The organism is Streptomyces silaceus, from assembly GCF_001419745.1.
Lineage (GTDB): Bacteria > Actinomycetota > Actinomycetes > Streptomycetales > Streptomycetaceae > Streptomyces > Streptomyces silaceus.
In genome coordinates this window covers 1-16620 of sequence record NZ_LIRJ01000435.1, presented here as the reverse complement: position 1 = coordinate 16620, position 16620 = coordinate 1, and the positions used below count along the sequence as shown (strand labels likewise).

The window sequence follows — 16620 nt, the reverse complement described above, 5'->3', positions numbered from 1 at the left end:
CAGTGAACTTCTGGGACTACCTCGGCAACCGTCACCAACAGTTGCTGACGGACGCGTACCAGCACGCGAGCGCCGTCTTCCAGTGCATGGTCGTCGCGACCGTCATCGGCGTCCTGATCGGCGTCCTCACGTACCGCAGCGAGTGGGCGGGCAACCTCGCCACGACCGCGACCTCCACCATCCTCACCATCCCCTCGCTCGCCATGATCGGTCTGCTGATCCCGGTCGTGGGCCTGGGCGTGGCGCCGACCGTCATCGCGCTGACGCTGTACGGGCTGCTGCCGATCGTGCGCAACGCCATCGTCGGGCTGCGGGGGGTCGACCCCTCGCTCGTCGACGCGGCGAAGGGCATCGGGATGTCCCGGCTCGCCCGGCTCTTCAAGGTGGAGCTGCCGATCGCCTGGCCGCCGATCCTCACCGGCATCCGCGTCTCCACGCAGATGCTGATGGGCATCGCGGCCATCGCCGCGTACGCGTCGGGGCCCGGCCTCGGCAACGAGATCTTCCGCGGCATCGGCTCGCTCGGCAGCAAGAACGCGCTCAACCAGGTGCTCGCGGGCACGCTCGGGATCATCGTCCTGGCGCTGCTCTTCGACGCCGCGTACGTCCTGATCGGCCGGCTGACGATTCCGAGGGGTATCCGTGTCTGAGACCACCGCCACCGACGCGAGCACGGACGGGGCCGCCGGGCAGGCCCCCGCCGCCACCTCCGGAGCGACGATCGAGCTGGAGAACCTCACCAAGCGCTATCCGGGCAGCGGCGACCCGGCCGTGGACAGCGTGAACATGGAGATCAAGGCCGGCGAGATCGTCATCTTCGTGGGCCCCTCGGGGTGCGGCAAGTCCACCACCCTGAAGATGATCAACCGGCTGATCGAGCCGACCAGCGGCCGCATCCGCATCAACGGCGAGGACGTCACCGACATCGACCCGGTGAAGCTGCGCCGCAAGGTCGGCTACGCGATCCAGTCCTCCGGCCTCTTCCCGCACATGACCGTCGCCCAGAACATCGCGCTCGTACCGAAGATGGTGGGCTGGTCGAAGTCCCGCATCGCGTCGCGGGTCGAGGAGATGCTGGACCTGGTGGGCCTCGACCCGGGCGAGTTCCACGGGCGCTATCCCCGCCAGCTCTCCGGCGGCCAGCAGCAACGCGTGGGCGTGGCGCGGGCGCTGGCGGCCGATCCGCCCGTGCTGCTGATGGACGAGCCGTTCGGCGCCGTCGACCCCATCACCCGCGACCACCTCCAGGACGAGCTGATCCGGCTCCAGCACGAGCTGCACAAGACGATCGTCTTCGTCACGCACGACTTCGACGAGGCCATCAAGCTCGGCGACCGGATCGCGGTGCTGCGGGAGCGCTCGCACATCGCGCAGTTCGACACCCCGGAGGCGATCCTCACCAACCCCGCCGACGACTTCGTCTCGGGCTTCGTGGGCGCGGGCGCGGCGCTCAAGCGCCTGAACCTCACGCGCGTACGCGACGTGGAGATCGCCGACGTGCCGACGGTGACCATCGACGACCCGTTGCAGGACATCTTCGACAAGCTCCGCGCCGGCGGTACGAACGAACTGCTCCTGCTCGACAAGCGCGGCCGCCCCTACAAGTGGCTGCGGCGCGGTGACCTGATGCGCGCGAAGGGCTCGCTGGCCCGCGCGGGCACCCTGGTCCACGACACGGTGACCCGCGACGCCACCCTGCGCGACGCCCTGGAGGCGGTCCTCACGGACAACGCGGGGCGGGTCGCGGTGACGGGCCGGCGCGGCGAGTACACCGGCGTCGTCGACATGGAGACGCTGATGAACTCCGTCCACGAGATGCTGGAGGCCGACCGGCTCGAAGCGGTGGAGCACCAGCACGAACTGGAGGAGCAGCGCCGGCGGTTGACCCACCAGGAGCAGGAGGGCGACGGCGGGGAGGCGAAGGCATGAGCCCGTCCCCGCGCGAGGACACGCGCCCCGAGGGCGAGCACGAGGTCAAGGGACTCGCCTTCCGCGACGTGGGCGAGGGCGAGCAGGAGGCCCCTCCCCCGGGCCCGCCGGACCGCAAGGAGCGCCGGGTCACCTGGCAGCGCCTCACGTTCCTGCCGGCCGTGCTCGCGGTGATCCTGCTCCTGACCTGGTGGTGGTTCCACCAGGCCGACCTGGACTCGATCTCCAGGAACGCGCTGGCGAACGGCAACGTGTGGCTGCGGCTTCGCCAGCACATCCAGCTGACCGCGATCTCCACCTTCTTCGTGCTGATCATCGCGATCCCGCTGGGGATCCTGCTGACCCGCGGGCGGGTGCGCAGGGCCGCGCCGGTCGCGATGGCGCTGGCCAACATCGGCCAGGCGACGCCCGCGATCGGCCTCCTGGCACTCCTGGTGATCTGGCTCGGCATCGGCGAGAAGGCGGCCCTGATCGGCATCATCATCTACGCCGTGCTGCCGGTCCTGTCCAACACGATCGCGGGCCTGAAGGCGAACGACCCGACGCTCCTGGAGGCGGCGCGCGGCATCGGCATGTCGCCCCTGGGAGTGCTGACGCGGGTCGAACTCCCGCTGGCCGTACCGCTGATCCTCGCGGGCGTGCGCACGGCGCTCGTCCTGAACGTCGGCACGGCGACCCTCGCCACCTTCGGCGGGGGCGGCGGCCTCGGCGACCTGATCACCACGGGCATGACGAACCAGCGGATGCCCGTCCTCATGCTCGGTTCGATCCTGACGATCGCGCTCGCGCTCCTGGTGGACTGGCTGGCCTCGCTGGCCGAACTGGTCCTGCGCCCGCGCGGGCTGGAGGTGCGGTCATGAGGGTCTCGTTGCGCACGTCGGTCGTCGGCGTCCTGGGGGCCGCGCTGGTCGCCGGGTGCGGCCTCACCAGCGGCAGCCCGATGGTGGACGACGTCAAGCCCGGCTCGATCGGCCAGGGCCTGCCCCTCAAGGGCGCCGATCTCACCGTCACGTCCAAGGAGTTCACCGAGCAGCTGATCCTCGGCGCGATCATGGGCATCGCCTTCGAGGCGGCCGGCGCGGACGTGCTCGACCGCACGGGCATCCAGGGGTCGATCGGCGCGCGCGAGGCCGTCAAGGGCGGTGACGCGGACGCCATGTACGAGTACACGGGCACCGCCTGGATCACGTACCAGGGCAACTCCGAACCCATCGACGACCCGAAGAAGCAGTGGCAGGCGGTGCGCGAGGCGGACCTGAGGAACGGCATCACCTGGCTGCCGCCGGCCGCGCTCAACAACACGTACGCGCTGGCGATGAACGGGAAGAACGCGGCGAAGTACAGGACCAGGACGCTCTCGGACGTCGCGGCCCTGTCCACGTCCGATCCGAAGGCGGTCACGCTCTGCGTGGAGAGCGAGTTCTCCTCCCGAGAGGACGGGCTGCCCGGCATGCAGAAGGCGTACGGGATGAGCATCCCGTCCTCCAACATCACCAAGATGGACACCGGCATCATCTACACGCAGGCGTCCAAGGGCTCGTGCACCTACGGCGAGGTCTTCACGACCGACGGCCGCATCAAGGCGATGGACCTGACGGTCATGGAGGACGACAAGCACTTCTTCCCCAACTACAACGCCGCGCCGGAGATCAACAGCAAGTCCCTGGAGAAGTACCCGGAGATGGCGGAGGTCCTGGATCCCATCACGAAGAAGCTGAACAACACGGTGGCGCAGGACCTCAACTCCAAGGTGGACGTGGAGGGCCAGGACCCCCACGAGGTGGCGAAGGACTGGCTGATCCAGGAGGGGTTCGTCAAGGAGTGACGCGGCGGCCGGTTCCGCCGGTTACAAAGACTCCGTTGCAAAGAAAGCATTGCAACGGAGTCTTTGCATGGTTACGGTGAGGACATGACGGAAGAAGCGCAGCCGCCCCGGAAGGTCCACCGGCTCAACCCGCGCTCGCTGCGCGGACTCGCGCATCCGCTGCGGATGCGCCTGCTCACCTCGCTGCGGCTCGACGGCCCGGCGACCGCATCCCAACTCGCCGCGCGCCTGGGCGAGTCCAGCGGCGCCACCAGCTATCACCTGCGCCAGCTCGCGGAGTACGGATTCGTCGAGGACGATCCGGAGCGCGGCAAGGGGCGGGAGCGGTGGTGGCGCTCCGCGCACCAGGGGACCCGGACCGACGAGGACCTCATCCGCGACCGGGACCCGGAGGTGCAGGGCGCGCTCAGCACCCTTCTGTACGAGTACGCCGCCCAGCGCTCACAGGAAGTGACCACCTGGATCGCCACCCGGCACGAGTGGCCGCAGGAGTGGGACGAGGCGGCGGACACGAGCGACTTCACCCTGACGCTGACGCCCGCCCTCGCCTCCGAACTGAGCCACAAGGTCATCGAACTCATCGAGAGCTACCGGGCGTTGGCCCCGGACGAAGGCACCCCGAACGCGGCCAGGGTGCGCGTCCACTCCCACGTCTTCCCGACCCGGCCGGCGGCCGAGGACGCCTGAGAGGAGCACGGCATGCACACCGACGTACACCTGATGCTGCATCACGACCGCGCCGAGGAGTTACGACGGGCGGCGCCCGCGCGAGGCCCCCGTACTCATCTGCGCACTCAACTCGGCTGGACCCTCGTAGAGTTGGGCCTGCGACTCGTCAGTGTCAGCAGCCCGGGACCTTCTCGCCCTTCTCCAGGGCCCGCAGCGAGTCGACCGTGCCCTTCAGGGTGGTGACGGGGATCAGTTGAAGCCCCTTGGGCAGCTCGGCGGACGCGTCCGAGCACTCCGCCTTCGGGACCAGGAAGACCGTCGCGCCGTCGCGCCGCGCGGCCTTCGTCTTCAGGGCGACACCGCCGACCGGGCCGATCCTGCCGTCGGCCTTGATCGTGCCGGTGCCGGCGATGGTGCGGCCGCCCGTGAGGTCGCCGCCGCTGCCGTTCCCGTCCAGCTTGTCGATGATCCCGAGCGAGAGGAACAGGCCCGCGCTCGGGCCGCCGATGTCGCCGAGGTCGGCCTTGACGTCCACCTTGTCGGTGCCGTCGACGCCGTTCTCCTTCAGATAGGCCAGCGCCGCCTTCGTGGCGTCGTCCTGCGACTTCTTCATGTCGCCGAGATTGTGCTTCTCGACTTCCTTCTCGTTGTCGCCGACCGGGTAGACCGAGTCCTTCGGCATCACCGCGCGGTCCGTGCGGAACCAGCCGTCGATCACGTCGCCCAGGCGCACGTCCACGGTCGGCCCCGTGGCGACGATCGTCGTCATGCGCAGCTCGCCCTTGGTCGGCCGGGTGGGCGCGCCGGTGATCGTGAGCACCGGCTTGCCCTCGTGCTTCCCGAGGACGTTCGTCGTGCCGCCGGGCTGGGCCACGGCGAACGGCAGCGGCGCGAGCCCCGCGACGGCGAGCAGGGTCACCACGGGGAGCGCGCAGACGGCGAGGGCCTGGAGGCGCGTGAGACGAGAGAACACAGGATCAATCTAACGTGACTCGATCGGCGGCCTCGCCTCAGCGCAGGGCGTCGGCCACTTCCCGTGCCGCGTCCACCACCCGCGGTCCCACCCGCTCCGGTACCGAGTCCGCGAGCATGACCACGCCGACGCTGCCCTCTATGCCGGTGACGCCCACCAGGGGGGCCGCCGCCCCGCTGGCGCCCGCCTCCAGCTCGCCGTGCGTGAGCGCGTACCCGGGGTCGGTCACCAGGCCCTGGCGCGCGGCGAGGATCGCGCGGCCCGCGGCGCCGCGGTCCAGGGGGTGGCGGAAGCCCGTGCGGTAGGCGACGTGGTAGTCCGTCCACGTGGGCTCCACCACCGCCACCGCGAGGGCCTCGGTGCCGTCCACGAGGGTCAGGTGCGCCGTCGCGCCTATGTCCTCGGCGAGCGAGCGCAGCGCCGGCAGCGCGGCCTCCCGCACCAGCGGGTGCACCTGGCGGCCGAGCCGCAGCACCCCGAGGCCCACGCGGGCCCGGCCGCCCAGGTCGCGGCGGACCAGGGCGTGCTGCTCCAGCGTGGCGAGCAGGCGGTAGACCACGGTGCGGTTCACGCCGAGCTTGTTGGAGAGCTCGGTGACCGTCAGGCCATGGTCGGTGTCGGCCAGCAGCTTGAGGACGCGCAGTCCTCGGTCGAGCGTCTGGGAAGTCTCCGCGGTCACGACGCCCACTCCTTAGGTGAGGGTCGGCGGCCCCCTTACGCGGCGGTTGCGCCGCCGGTCCCGTGGGCGACGCGCGTCAGAGGCCGCCGGTCGGAACACCGGCTGCGCTCCGCGGCGGCGCTGCCACGGGGCGTGTGCGTTGCGGGGACAGTAGCGAGGCCGTCCCGCTCAGCGGAAGACTTCGTCCAGAATCCGGGCACGCCGACGCCCCTAGCGCCCCCCATTGCCCCGTTACGCGGCGGGCGCCCGTGTGGGGGCGTGCACGACCTGTGCACACCACCTCCGCACACGGAACGCCCCGCTCATCGCGGACCCGGACCCGCTCGCGCCGGACGGCGGCCCGCTCACTTCATGCGGGTCGCCCACTCCTGGACCTTCGCGATCCGCTGCCGCAGCTGACCGGCGGTGGCCTCCGCGCTCGGCGGTCCGCCGCAGGTGCGCCGCAGCTCGGTGTGGATCACGCCGTGCGGCTTGCCGCTCTGGTGGACGTACGCGCCGACCATCGTGTTCAGCTGCTTGCGCAGCCCGAGGAGCTCCTTGTGGGAGACCACCGGGCGCCGCTCGGCGGGCAGTTCGAGGAGATCGGCCTCCTCGTCCGGCTTCTTCTTGCTGTGGGCGATCTGCCGGGCCTGCCGCTTCTGGAGCAGCATCTGCACCTGGTCCGGTTCGAGGAGGCCCGGGATGCCGAGGTAGTCCTGCTCCTCCTCGCTGCCCGGGTGGGCCTGCATGCCGAACTCGGCGCCGTCGAAGAGGACGCGGTCGAAGACGGCCTCGGACTCCAGCGCCTCGAAGGAGAACTGTTCCTGCTCGCCGGTGTCCTCGTCCTGCTCCTTGTTGGCCTCGTCCATCTCGGCCTCGGACTCGGCGTAGGGGTCCTCCTCCCCCTCCTTCTTCGGCTTGTCGAGCACGTGGTCGCGCTCGACCTCCATCTCGTTGGCGAAGCCGAGCAGGTCGGGGACGGTGGGCAGGAAGACGGACGCGGTCTCGCCCCGGCGCCGCGACCGCACGAAGCGCCCGACGGCCTGCGCGAAGAAGAGCGGCGTGGAGATGGTGGTGGCGTACACGCCGACCGCCAGGCGCGGCACGTCGACGCCCTCGGACACCATGCGGACCGCGACCATCCACCGGTCGGTGCTGCCGCTGAAGTCGTCGATGCGCTGGGAGGCGCCGGTGTCGTCGGAGAGGACGACGGTGGCCTTGGTGCCGGTGATCTCGCGGATCAGCTTGGCGTAGGCGCGCGCGGAGTCCTGGTCGGAGGCGATGACGAGGCCGCCCGCGTCGGGGATGGCCTTCCTGACCTCGGTGAGCCGCTTGTCGGCGGCCTTGAGGACGTTGGGCATCCACTCGCCGCGCGCGTCCAGGGCGGTGCGCCAGGCCTGCGAGACGGCGTCCTTGGTCATCGGCTCGCCGAGCCGGGCCGCGATCTCGTCGCCGGCCTTGGTGCGCCAGCGCATGTTGCCCGAGTACGAGAGGAAGATGACGGGCCGCACGACGCCGTCGCCGAGCGCGCTGCCATAGCCGTAGGTGTAGTCGGCGGAGGAGCGCCGGATGCCGTCGTTGCCCTCCTCGTAGGTGACGAAGGGGATCGGGTTGGTGTCGGACCGGAAGGGCGTGCCGGTGAGCGCGAGGCGGCGCGTGGCGGGCTCGAAGGCCTCCAGGCACGCCTCGCCCCAGGACTTGCTGTCTCCCGCGTGGTGGATCTCGTCGAGGATGACGAGGGTCTTGCGCTGCTCGGAGCGGTTGCGGTGCAGCATCGGGCGTACGCCGACACCGGCGTAGGTCACGGCGACGCCCTGGTACTCCTTGCTCAGGGGTCCCGCGCTGTACTCGGGGTCGAGCTTGATGCCTATACGGGCGGCCGCCTCGGCCCACTGCTTCTTCAGGTGCTCGGTCGGCGCGACCACGGTGACCTGCTGCACGACGTGGTGGTGCAGCAGCCACGAGGCGAGCGTGAGCGCGAAGGTCGTCTTGCCGGCGCCGGGGGTGGCGACGGCGAGGAAGTCCCGCGGCTGCTCCTGGATGTACTTCTCCATCGCGCCCTGCTGCCAGGCACGCAGCTTGTTGGCGGTGCCCCAGGGGGCACGGCCGGGGAAGGCGGGCGAGAGGTGGTGGGAGGAGGTGGCGGCGGCGCTGGTGGTAGTCACGGTCTCCGGGTTTTTACTTCTCGGGTACGTACGACAACCGGGCCACCTTACCGGTGACCGGTTGACGTACCGGTGAGATCGAGGCGGTGCCGGAGGCGGGTGCGACAGGTCTCACACCGTCGCCTCAGCGCGCCCGTTCCTTGAGCCGCGTGCCCACCCAGGCCCCGGCCAGGGCGACCGCCGCCATGGGCAGGAAGACGGCGACGAAGGCGCCCGGATGGGATCCGGCGGCCCCGCCCGCCCCGTGTGCCGCGCCCACCGCGCCGCCGCCCAGCGCGGCGAAGGCGGCGCCGCCCGCGGCGAGGAGGATGACGTTCGAAAGACCGTCCGAAATCTGCAGGGCGGCGGAGTTGGACCCGGCGTCCGCGGGCGGCGAGAGGCGCAGCAGCAGCACGCTCGTCGAGGCGATGACCATGCCCATGCCGAAGCAGCCGAAGGCCCAGGCGACCGCGACGATCCACACGGGCACGGCCTCGATCAGGACGGTGGGCGCGGTGGCGATGGCCGCCGCGACGAGCACCATGCCGAAGGCCACGAGCCGGCCGCGGTGGGGCTCCATGCGGGGCCGCGACTGGAGGTAGGAGCCGAGCGCCCAGGTCGCGCCGCCCACGGCCAGCGAGAGCCCGGCCATGGTCGGGCTCAGGCCCCGCTGGGTGACGAGCATCAGCGGCACGAAGGACTCGGCGGCGATGAACGACCCGGCGGCCACGCCGCGCAGCAGGACGACGGAGGGCAGCCCGCGGGCGGCGCGGTAGGTGCCGCGGGGCAGCAGGCCGAGGGCGGAGGGCACGAGGAGCGCCCCGCCCGCCACGGCGGGCAGCAGCGAGAGCCAGCGCAGGTCCTGCCCCGCGTACTGCAGGAGCCCGGCGCCCAGCGAGATGCCGAGCGCGAGGCGGATGCGGCGGCGGTCGAGGGCGGCGGCGGGCGCGGTGGGGTCCACGGGGCCCGTGGCGGTCCGCCGGATCGCGGGCAGCGCGAGGACGAGCGGCGCGACGACCAGGGCGGGGATGCCGACGAACACCCAGCGCCAGCCGAGGTGCTCGGTGACGGCCCCGGAGACCAGGGGGCCCACCACCGAGGGCACGACCCAGCTCGCCGCGAAGGCCGCGAGGATCGACGCGCGGAGGTGTTCCGGGTAGGCGCGGCTGACGACGACGTACAGCGCGACGATCACCAGACCGCCGCCGAGGCCCTGCACGGCCCGTCCCAGGATGAACAGCCACATCGCGCCCGCGGTGCCGCTCAGCAGCAGCCCCGCCGCGAAGAGGGAGATGCCCGCGGCGAGCGGCCCGAGCGGACCGCGCCGGTCCGCCCACTGCCCGCTGAGCACCATTCCGAAGAGGCTGGTCGTGAAGTACCCGGAGAAGGCGAAGGCGTACAGCGAGACGCCGTCCAGTTCGCGGGCGGCGACGGGCATCGCGGTCCCGACGGCCGTCGTCTCGAAGGCGATGAGCAGGACCACGGAGACGATGCCGATGCTGAGGGCGCGGTGGGGCCTGCTCAGGACTCCGCCCTGGGGAGCCTCGGGCGGTGCTGTCGGTGCGGCGGGAGTGACGTCGGTGTCACCGGGTTCCAGGGCGGTCATGTCGGCCAGCGTAAGGGGCATCACGCCCGGTGGCCCCTGTCCGTGGGCGGTGACCTTCTGGTCCCTTGGTCGTACGACTCACCGGGCCGTACGGCTCATGGGGCCGTACGACGCACCGGGCGGCCCGGCGTCAGCAGGTGCCGTCCTCGACCTCGGCGGCGTCCCGCAGTTCGCCCTCGCTCCAGCGCGAGCTGGAGTACGTGGAGAACAGCATGCCGCCCGCGAAGGCGACGGCGGCGAGGATCAGGACGAATCCCACGGGGCTGGCGGCGTTGTAGACATAGCGGCTGGTCCCCCACCGGCTGCGCTTGAAGACGAATGACGTCGGTCGAGGCCGGCGGGTTCCCCGGCCGTCCGTCAGCCCATGCTGCGGCCGCCGTCCAGCGACTCCCGGATGATGTCGGCGTGGCCCGCGTGCTGGGCGGTCTCACCGATGATGTGCAGCAGCGTCCTGCGGGCCGACCACCGGCCGCCCGGCTCGGACCACGGGGCCTCCGGCAGCGGGTGGGTGACGTCGAGGTCCGGCAGGGCGCCCACCACCTCGTCGGTGCGGCGGGCGGCCTCGGCGTAGGCCTCCAGCACGCCCGCCAGCGTCTCGCCGGGCAGCATCCGGAACTCCTCGGCGCGGCGGGCCCAGTCCTCCTCGGTCATGTCGGTCACGGCGCCGAGGGCCGGCAGGCCGTCCTGGATGAACGCCGTCCACACCCGCTCGACCGACGTGACGTGCTTGATCAGGCCGCCCAGGCACAGCTCGCTCACCGTGGTGCGCAGCCCGGCCTGCTCGTCGGTGAGGTCGCGGACGGTGTGGCGGAGCATGGTCCGGTGGCCGGCGAGGGCGTCCAGCAGGTCACCGCGCCCGTCGTCGACGGTCGCGCCGACCGCCTCTTCGGTGGCCGCCGCCTCGGTGGCCGTCTCTCCGGTGACCGTCTCTTCGATGCTCCTGGTCTCGGGCATGGTGTCCGCCTTTCCTGCGTGCCGCTCGGCCGGTGGAGCACCACGCTAGGACCCGACTAGGCCAGCTCCTGGCCTAGTTGGGTCCTCCTCGCGTCCCGCGCGTCAGGCGCCCGCGCGCAGCACGACGAACGTCCCCCTGACCCGCGTGCCGTCGGGCAGCCCCCACGCCCCCGCGACATGGCCGGCCGCGCCCTCGGGAGCGGGCACGGACGCGCCGTCCGCGGCGGGGCACAGGACCCGCTGGAGGCGGAAGGCCGCGCCGCCCGGCGCGGTCAGCTCGGTGCCCTCCTCGTCGTCGGCGGCGGTGGCGCCGGTGACGAGGGCGGCGAAGGCGGCGCCCTCGCCGCTCCAGGAGACGGTGACGTCCTCGTCGACGGCGTCCGTCACGTTCTGGTCCTGGGCCCGCGTGCGGCCCTCGGCCAGGGCGAGGAACCGGTCGACCAGCGCGGGGTCGTGGCAGCCGTCGTAGGCCCAGCGCCGCCCCAGCACCCCGTGTTCCATGGTGCCGACGAGGGCGTGCTCCGCGCCGTCGAGCGGGGCGCCGCGGTAGGTGAGGGGCACGAGGTAGGTGACCGGTTCGGCGCCGGAGGTGTCGGTGACCGCCATGACCTCGATGCCGACCTCGCCCGCCGGGTCGTCGAGACGGAAGCCGCCCGCCTTCGCCAGCCGCGGCCCGTCCGGGCCGCCCCGGTACCAGGGGCGCGTGGGAAGCCAGGCGTCGAGCAGCTCCAGCTTGGTCGGTTTGAGGGTGGTCTGGTGGATGACGGCCATGCCGGAGGTCTCTCCTCTTTCGTGGGTCCCGCTCGACTTCTCGACTGCCCGGCGGATCCCGTCCGCCGGTCGCGCCACGCGCCGCGGGAACCGGCCGGATCCGCCGCTTCATGAACGCCACATGGCAGTCCCATTGCACCACCCCGTGATCCCTTGAGGCCCCGGCCGGGGCCCGGATACGTTCAAGGAGTCAGGTCGGCGGTCGGCGAACCGGCGACGACTTGGCCGTGTGCCCGAATGGCTCAGGGGCTGGACTGCAAATCCAGTTACGCGGGTTCGATTCCCGCCACGGCCTCCGGCGGCGCGACGGCGCCGTTCCGTGATCAAGGGGTGGCCCCACAAGGGCCACCCCTTTCGCATGCCTCTTTCGCGTTGCCCCACTCGCCCCTCCCCGCCGTCGGTAGGGTGACCGCGCCGACGACGCGCGGGGGCCGCGGGGCAAGGGGTGTGCCGGGTGGAGGCAGGGGACTACATCACGGCGGCGAACTCCGCCGTCGCCGGCGGCGCGGTCGCCGTCGCGTGGTGGCAGGCCCGGGTGGCCAAGCAGGCGACCGACGCCCAACTGGCGGCGCAGCGCGCACAGCAGGACCTGGCCAGGGACGAGCGGGACAAGGCGGACTGCCCTCGGTTCATCGTCCACGAGACCGACGTCCGCGAGGGCGAGGGCGACGCCCCCGAAGTGATCGCCGTCATCAAGCAGACCGCGGGCGCCGACCTGGACGAGGCCAGGGTCACCGTCCATCTGAACGAGGAACCGGCCCATGTCATCGGCGGCCGTGAGGACGGCACCTTCCTCTGGCTGCACACGGGGCCGACCGCGATGCGGCACCTGAGGCTCATGGCTCCGGTCGGCCACAGCGGGCTGCTGGAGATCCGCGCCGACCTCGTGTGCCGCGAGGCGGGCGGCACGCGGACGTGGACGTGCCGTGTGTTCGGCTACCCGCAGGGCGAGTGGGAGCAGATCGTCCGGAACACGGCGTCCCCGCCCCTTCCGCCGCCACCTCCGCTGAGCGCGAGCGCGCCCGCCTCCCGGGACGCCGCCGGCACGGCCGCCCCGGACGACACCGGGGAACTCCTGGGCGCCACACGCCACTTGGCGGCGCCCGGCCGCCGGAGCCAGGGTCTCCAGTTCATGATGCACTGGCAGACGGCCCTGCGCCGCTCCGCCGACGACGCCCACCGGCTGCCGGTCCCCCGGGTCGTGTACCCGACCCTGGTCCACCCCGAGGACGCCGGCCTGCTGGCCGTCACCCCCGTCCTGACGAGCTCCGCGGGCCGCAGCGACCCGGAGGACGGCATCTGGTGACCTCTCGGGGGCTGCTCAGAAGAACCTCTCAGGAGGCCCTCGCAGAAGGGCATCGCAGAAGGCCCCCTCAGAAGGCCCTCTCAGGAGGACACGTCCACCCGCGCCTCCCCCAGCCTCTCCAGGATCGCGTCCACCGTCTCGTCGACCGTCAACTCCGAGCTGTCCAGCCAGAGTCCGATCCTCGGGGTCTGCTCGCGCAGGGCCGCGTCCAGGTCCTCGACCGTCCACGCGCCGTACCCCGTCTTGCCGCGGCCCTCCTCGCGGGCGGCGACCGCCGCGGGGCGCGGGGCGAGCACGACGACGTACAGGGGGCGGGTGCGCACGAGTTCCACGTACGACTTCAACTCCTCGCCCAGGATCACGTCCTGGACGATCGCGGTGAAGCCCGCCGCGGCGTACGCGTCGGCGGTCGACGCCGACAGGCCGTAGCGCAGCCGGAGTTGGGCCTCGGCCTCGCCGCCGGCCCCCGGCTCGTACGGCACCGCGCCGGAGACGACCATGCGGCGGAACACGTCGCCCCGCACGTGCGCGGCCTTCGTCAGCCGCTCGGCGAGCGCCTGCGCGACCGTGGACTTGCCGGAGGCCATGATGCCGGTGATGACGACGACACCGGCGGGTTCAGAGGTACCTGTGGTCATGACCTCATCGTGCCAGCGCCGTCGTCCCGGGCGCTCCTGGATTACTGGGCCACCGCGGCCTGCGGGCGGATCGGGAGGCGGTTGACCGGGCGGCCGGTCGCCGCGCGGACGGCGGAGGCGACGGCCGCCGGGGACGTCACGACCGGGACCGCGCTGGCCGCCTTCGCGCCGAACGGCGCGACGACGTCCCGCTCCTCGACCAGCTTCACGATGCGGATGTCGGGGGTGTCCAGGGCGGTGGGCAGGGCGTAGCCCGTGAGGTCCGGGTGGCGGACCAGGCCGCGCGGCGTGCGGAGGTTCTCCGTGAGGGCCGCGCCCACACCCTGGGTGACGCCCGCCTCGATGCGGGACCGCAGCTGCGCGGGGTTGAGGATGCGGCCGACGTCCTGGGCGACGGCCAGCTCGACGACCCGGACCGAACCGATCTCGATGTCGACGTCGACCACCGCGCGGATCGCGCAGAACGCCATGCCGACGAAGGCGTCGCCCTGCCCGGCCTCGTCCAGCGGCTCGGTCGGGTGGGGGCGGCACTGGGCCGTGGCCCACAGCTCCTTGCCGTCCATCGCCTCGGTGACGGTCGTGGAGAGGACCCCGTCGTACGAGGTGATCTTGCCGTCGGTGATCTGGAGCAGCTCGGTGGACATGCCGAACTTGTGGGCCAGCGGCTGGAGCAGCTGGGTGCGGACCATCTTCGCCGCGCGCTCCACCGCGCCGCCCGACACCCAGGTGTGGCGGCCCCGGCAGCTCGGCCCCGCGGGCGGCTGGTCGGTGTCGACCGGCGCGACCCGCACGTCGTCGATGCCGAGCGTCTCCTGGACGATCTGGCGGGCAAGCGTGGTGAAGCCCTGGCCGGTCTCGACGGCCGCGCAGATCACCGTCGCCACGCCGTCCTGGACCCGCACCGTGGCCGTGGAGACCTCGTCCGTGCCCTCGGCGCCCAGGAGCTGGACCATGCCGAGGCCGTAGCCGACGCCCCGGCGCACCGCGGCGGGCTCGCCCGCGCCCTCGGGGCCGCCGGGCAGCAGCCAGTCCTCCTCGGGGGTGTCCTTGGGCAGCTCGGGCAGCGGGAAGTCCCGTACGGCGGCGAGGAGTTCGGCCACCGGGGCGGGGCACGTCACGGTCTGTCCGGTGGGCAGGATGTCGCCCGTCGCCATGGCGTTGCGCAGCCGCACCTCGGCCGGGTCGATCCCCAACTTCTTGGCGATCTTGTCCATTTGGGCCTCGTACGCGGCGCACACCTGCATGGCGCCCTCGCCCCGTACGTGCCCGGAGGGCGGGTTGTTGGTGCGCACCGCCCAGCCCTCGATGAAGGCGTTCGGCACGACGTAGGGGCCGCAGGCGAAGGAGACGGCCGCGGCGAGCGCCTCGGAGGAGGTGTCCGCGTACGCGCCCGCGTCCAGCAGGATCTGCGCCTCCACCTTGACCAGGCGGCCCTCGGCGTCCGCGTGGTGGCGGTAGCGGAGCAGCGTGGGGTGGCGGTGGGCGTGGCCGAGGAAGGACTCCTCGCGGGTCGCGGTGAGCTTGACCGGGCAGCCGGTCCGCAACGCCAGGAGTCCGAGCGGGAGTTGGAAGCTGGCGTCCTCGCGGTCCGCGGTCGCGCCGGGCACGCCGGTGACGACGACCTTCACCTGGTCGCGCGACAGGCCGTAGCAGGCGGCGGCCCGGTCGCGGTCGGCGTGCGGGTCGGTGGAGGCGACATAGAGCTCCACTCCCCCGTCCGGGCGGGGCACAGCGAGGCCGGCCTCCGCGCCGATCGGCGCCGGGTCCTGGCGGCCGATGCGGTACAGCCCCTCGACGACGAGTTCGCCCGCCGCCTCCGGGTCGCCGTGCCGCAGCGGGATGTGGCGGATCAGGTTGCCGTCGGGGTGGAGCGGCTCGGCCTCGAAGGTCTTCTCCGGGTCGGTGACCGGTTCGAGCACCTCGTACTCGACGATGACGGCGGCGGCCGCCATGCGCGCGGTGTCGGGGTGGTCGGCGGCGACGGCGGCGATGGGCTCGCCGTGGTGGCGCACGACGTCGGAGGCGAAGACCGGCCGGTCCGGCGCGCCGCGGCCGTGCAGCACCTCGCCCGGGACGTCCTGGTGGGTGACGACCGCGCGGACGCCCGGCATCTCCAGCGCGTGCGTGGTGTCGACCGAGACGATGCGCGCGTGGGCGTGCGGGGAGCGCAGCACCGCCGCCCACAGCAGGCCCTCGGCCCACAGGTCGGAGGCGTACGGGAAGGTGCCCTCGGTCTTGGCGCGGCACTCGGCCGACGGCAGCGAGGAGCCGATGCCGTGCGGCAGTTGCTCGGGGCCCTGCGGGTCGGACGCGGTCGCGGTGGTGGCCTCGCTGCTCACGCCTGGGCTCCGTCCTGGCCGTAGGGGCCCTGCGGCCCTTCGGGTGCGTCGTATCCACCGCCGTGTCCCGCGTCGTACGTCCCGTCGGGCGCGCCCTGGTGGACGCCGCCGGCGCCCGGTCCCGCCTGGTGCGGGATGCGCGCCTCGTCGGCGTGGCCGTCCTGCGCGGCGGGCTCGGCGGTGGCGGACGCCTCGCGCTCGGCCACGACCTCGCGCACGGCGTCGAGCACGCCGCGGTAGCCGGAGCAGCGGCAGAGGTTGCCGCACAGGGCGCGGCGGGTCTCCAGGTCGCTGGGGGCGGGGTTGCCCTCCAGGAGGTCGTGCACCGTCATGGCCATGCCGGGCACGCAGAAACCGCACTGCACCGCGCCGCACGCGGCGAGCGCGCGCTGGACGTCGGAGGGCTGCCCGTCGACGGCCAGGCCCTCGACGGTACGGATCTCGCTGCCCGCGGTGGTGGCCGCGGGGACCAGGCAGGAGGCGACGAGCCGGCCGTCCACCTGGACGTTGCAGGCCCCGCACTCGCCCTGCGAGCAGCCGTCCTTGGCCCCGGCGAGACCGAGGCGCTCGCGCAGGACGTAGAGCAGGGACTCGCCGATCCAGGCGTCGGTGACGGGACGGTCGGTGCCGTTGACCCGCAGGACGTAGGAGACGAGGGGGTGGTCGTCGTGGAGAGGGGTGGGGGCGGCGGCCTCGGCGGGGGCGCCGGGCTCGCCCGGTTCACCCGGGTCGCCGGGTTCGGCCGGTTCAGCGGATACGTCGGGTTCGCCCGGCTCGGCGGGTACGCCGGACACGAGGGCTTCCCCGG

General features: G+C 72.6%; 16 protein-coding genes and 1 tRNA gene. 7 read left to right on the top strand and 10 right to left on the bottom strand.

Annotated features, from left to right (window positions below; all coding sequences use genetic code 11):
• Positions 1–2 precede the first annotated feature (2 nt).
• The 5 genes from AOK22_RS32850 (at position 3) to AOK22_RS32830 (ending at position 4441) form a co-directional block, all read left to right on the top strand.
• A complete protein-coding gene (locus AOK22_RS32850; protein WP_055702365.1) occupies positions 3–650 on the top strand; it encodes an ABC transporter permease in 648 nt (215 codons plus the stop codon).
• A complete protein-coding gene (locus AOK22_RS32845) occupies positions 643–1929 on the top strand; it encodes a betaine/proline/choline family ABC transporter ATP-binding protein (RefSeq protein ID WP_055702364.1) in 1287 nt (428 codons plus the stop codon). Before AOK22_RS32850 ends, AOK22_RS32845 begins: the two co-directional genes overlap by 8 nt.
• Positions 1926–2789, top strand: a complete 864-nt coding sequence (locus tag AOK22_RS32840) for an ABC transporter permease (protein WP_055702363.1) — start codon at positions 1926–1928, stop codon at positions 2787–2789. Before AOK22_RS32845 ends, AOK22_RS32840 begins: the two co-directional genes overlap by 4 nt.
• Positions 2786–3754 (top strand): glycine betaine ABC transporter substrate-binding protein, encoded by a 969-nt coding sequence (locus AOK22_RS32835; RefSeq protein WP_055702362.1) that lies wholly within the window; start codon positions 2786–2788, stop codon positions 3752–3754. Before AOK22_RS32840 ends, AOK22_RS32835 begins: the two co-directional genes overlap by 4 nt.
• Positions 3755–3838: 84 nt before the next feature.
• Complete coding sequence (locus tag AOK22_RS32830) at positions 3839–4441, top strand: ArsR/SmtB family transcription factor (protein WP_055702361.1); 603 nt, start codon at positions 3839–3841, stop codon at positions 4439–4441.
• Between the two features lie 154 nt (positions 4442–4595).
• Here AOK22_RS32830 and AOK22_RS32825 read toward each other — a convergent pair whose 3' ends face one another.
• From AOK22_RS32825 to AOK22_RS32800, 7 genes are all read right to left on the bottom strand, one after another.
• Positions 4596–5396: a S16 family serine protease gene (locus AOK22_RS32825; protein WP_055702360.1), complete on the bottom strand. Its 801-nt coding sequence runs from the start codon at positions 5394–5396 to the stop codon at positions 4596–4598.
• A gap of 37 nt (positions 5397–5433) precedes the next feature.
• Positions 5434–6075 carry an IclR family transcriptional regulator gene (locus AOK22_RS32820; RefSeq protein ID WP_055702359.1) on the bottom strand — a complete coding sequence of 214 codons (642 nt, stop codon included), beginning with the start codon at positions 6073–6075 and terminating at the stop codon, positions 5434–5436.
• A gap of 344 nt (positions 6076–6419) precedes the next feature.
• Positions 6420–8219 carry a DEAD/DEAH box helicase gene (locus AOK22_RS32815; RefSeq protein WP_055702358.1) on the bottom strand — a complete coding sequence of 600 codons (1800 nt, stop codon included), beginning with the start codon at positions 8217–8219 and terminating at the stop codon, positions 6420–6422.
• 124 nt (positions 8220–8343) lie between these two features.
• Complete coding sequence (locus AOK22_RS32810) at positions 8344–9804, bottom strand: MFS transporter (protein WP_055702388.1); 1461 nt, start codon at positions 9802–9804, stop codon at positions 8344–8346.
• A gap of 130 nt (positions 9805–9934) precedes the next feature.
• Positions 9935–10063 (bottom strand): hypothetical protein, encoded by a 129-nt coding sequence (locus tag AOK22_RS43790; protein ID WP_279617102.1) that lies wholly within the window; start codon positions 10061–10063, stop codon positions 9935–9937.
• A gap of 98 nt (positions 10064–10161) precedes the next feature.
• On the bottom strand, positions 10162–10758 hold the full coding sequence (locus tag AOK22_RS32805) for a DinB family protein (protein WP_055702357.1): 597 nt from the start codon (positions 10756–10758) through the stop codon (positions 10162–10164).
• Between the two features lie 102 nt (positions 10759–10860).
• On the bottom strand, positions 10861–11529 hold the full coding sequence (locus tag AOK22_RS32800) for a maltokinase N-terminal cap-like domain-containing protein (protein WP_055702356.1): 669 nt from the start codon (positions 11527–11529) through the stop codon (positions 10861–10863).
• A 223-nt stretch (positions 11530–11752) separates the two neighbouring features.
• Between AOK22_RS32800 and AOK22_RS32795 the strand changes: the two genes are divergently transcribed.
• A tRNA-Cys gene (locus AOK22_RS32795) sits at positions 11753–11824 on the top strand.
• 159 nt (positions 11825–11983) lie between these two features.
• The gene (locus AOK22_RS32790) at positions 11984–12835 is read left to right on the top strand and encodes a hypothetical protein (RefSeq protein ID WP_055702355.1); all 852 of its coding nucleotides are present in this window, start codon (positions 11984–11986) and stop codon (positions 12833–12835) included.
• Positions 12836–12915: 80 nt separating this feature from the next.
• On the opposite strand, the gene AOK22_RS32785 is transcribed toward AOK22_RS32790, so the two are convergent.
• From AOK22_RS32785 to AOK22_RS32775, 3 genes are all read right to left on the bottom strand, one after another.
• Positions 12916–13473 carry an AAA family ATPase gene (locus AOK22_RS32785; protein ID WP_055702354.1) on the bottom strand — a complete coding sequence of 186 codons (558 nt, stop codon included), beginning with the start codon at positions 13471–13473 and terminating at the stop codon, positions 12916–12918.
• A gap of 41 nt (positions 13474–13514) precedes the next feature.
• Entirely contained in the window at positions 13515–15812 is a 2298-nt protein-coding gene (locus AOK22_RS32780) for a xanthine dehydrogenase family protein molybdopterin-binding subunit (protein ID WP_055702353.1), read from the bottom strand.
• On the bottom strand, positions 15809–16620 hold an 812-nt coding region (locus tag AOK22_RS32775; RefSeq protein WP_157872345.1), incomplete at its 5' end, for a (2Fe-2S)-binding protein. The genes AOK22_RS32775 and AOK22_RS32780, both read right to left, overlap by 4 nt.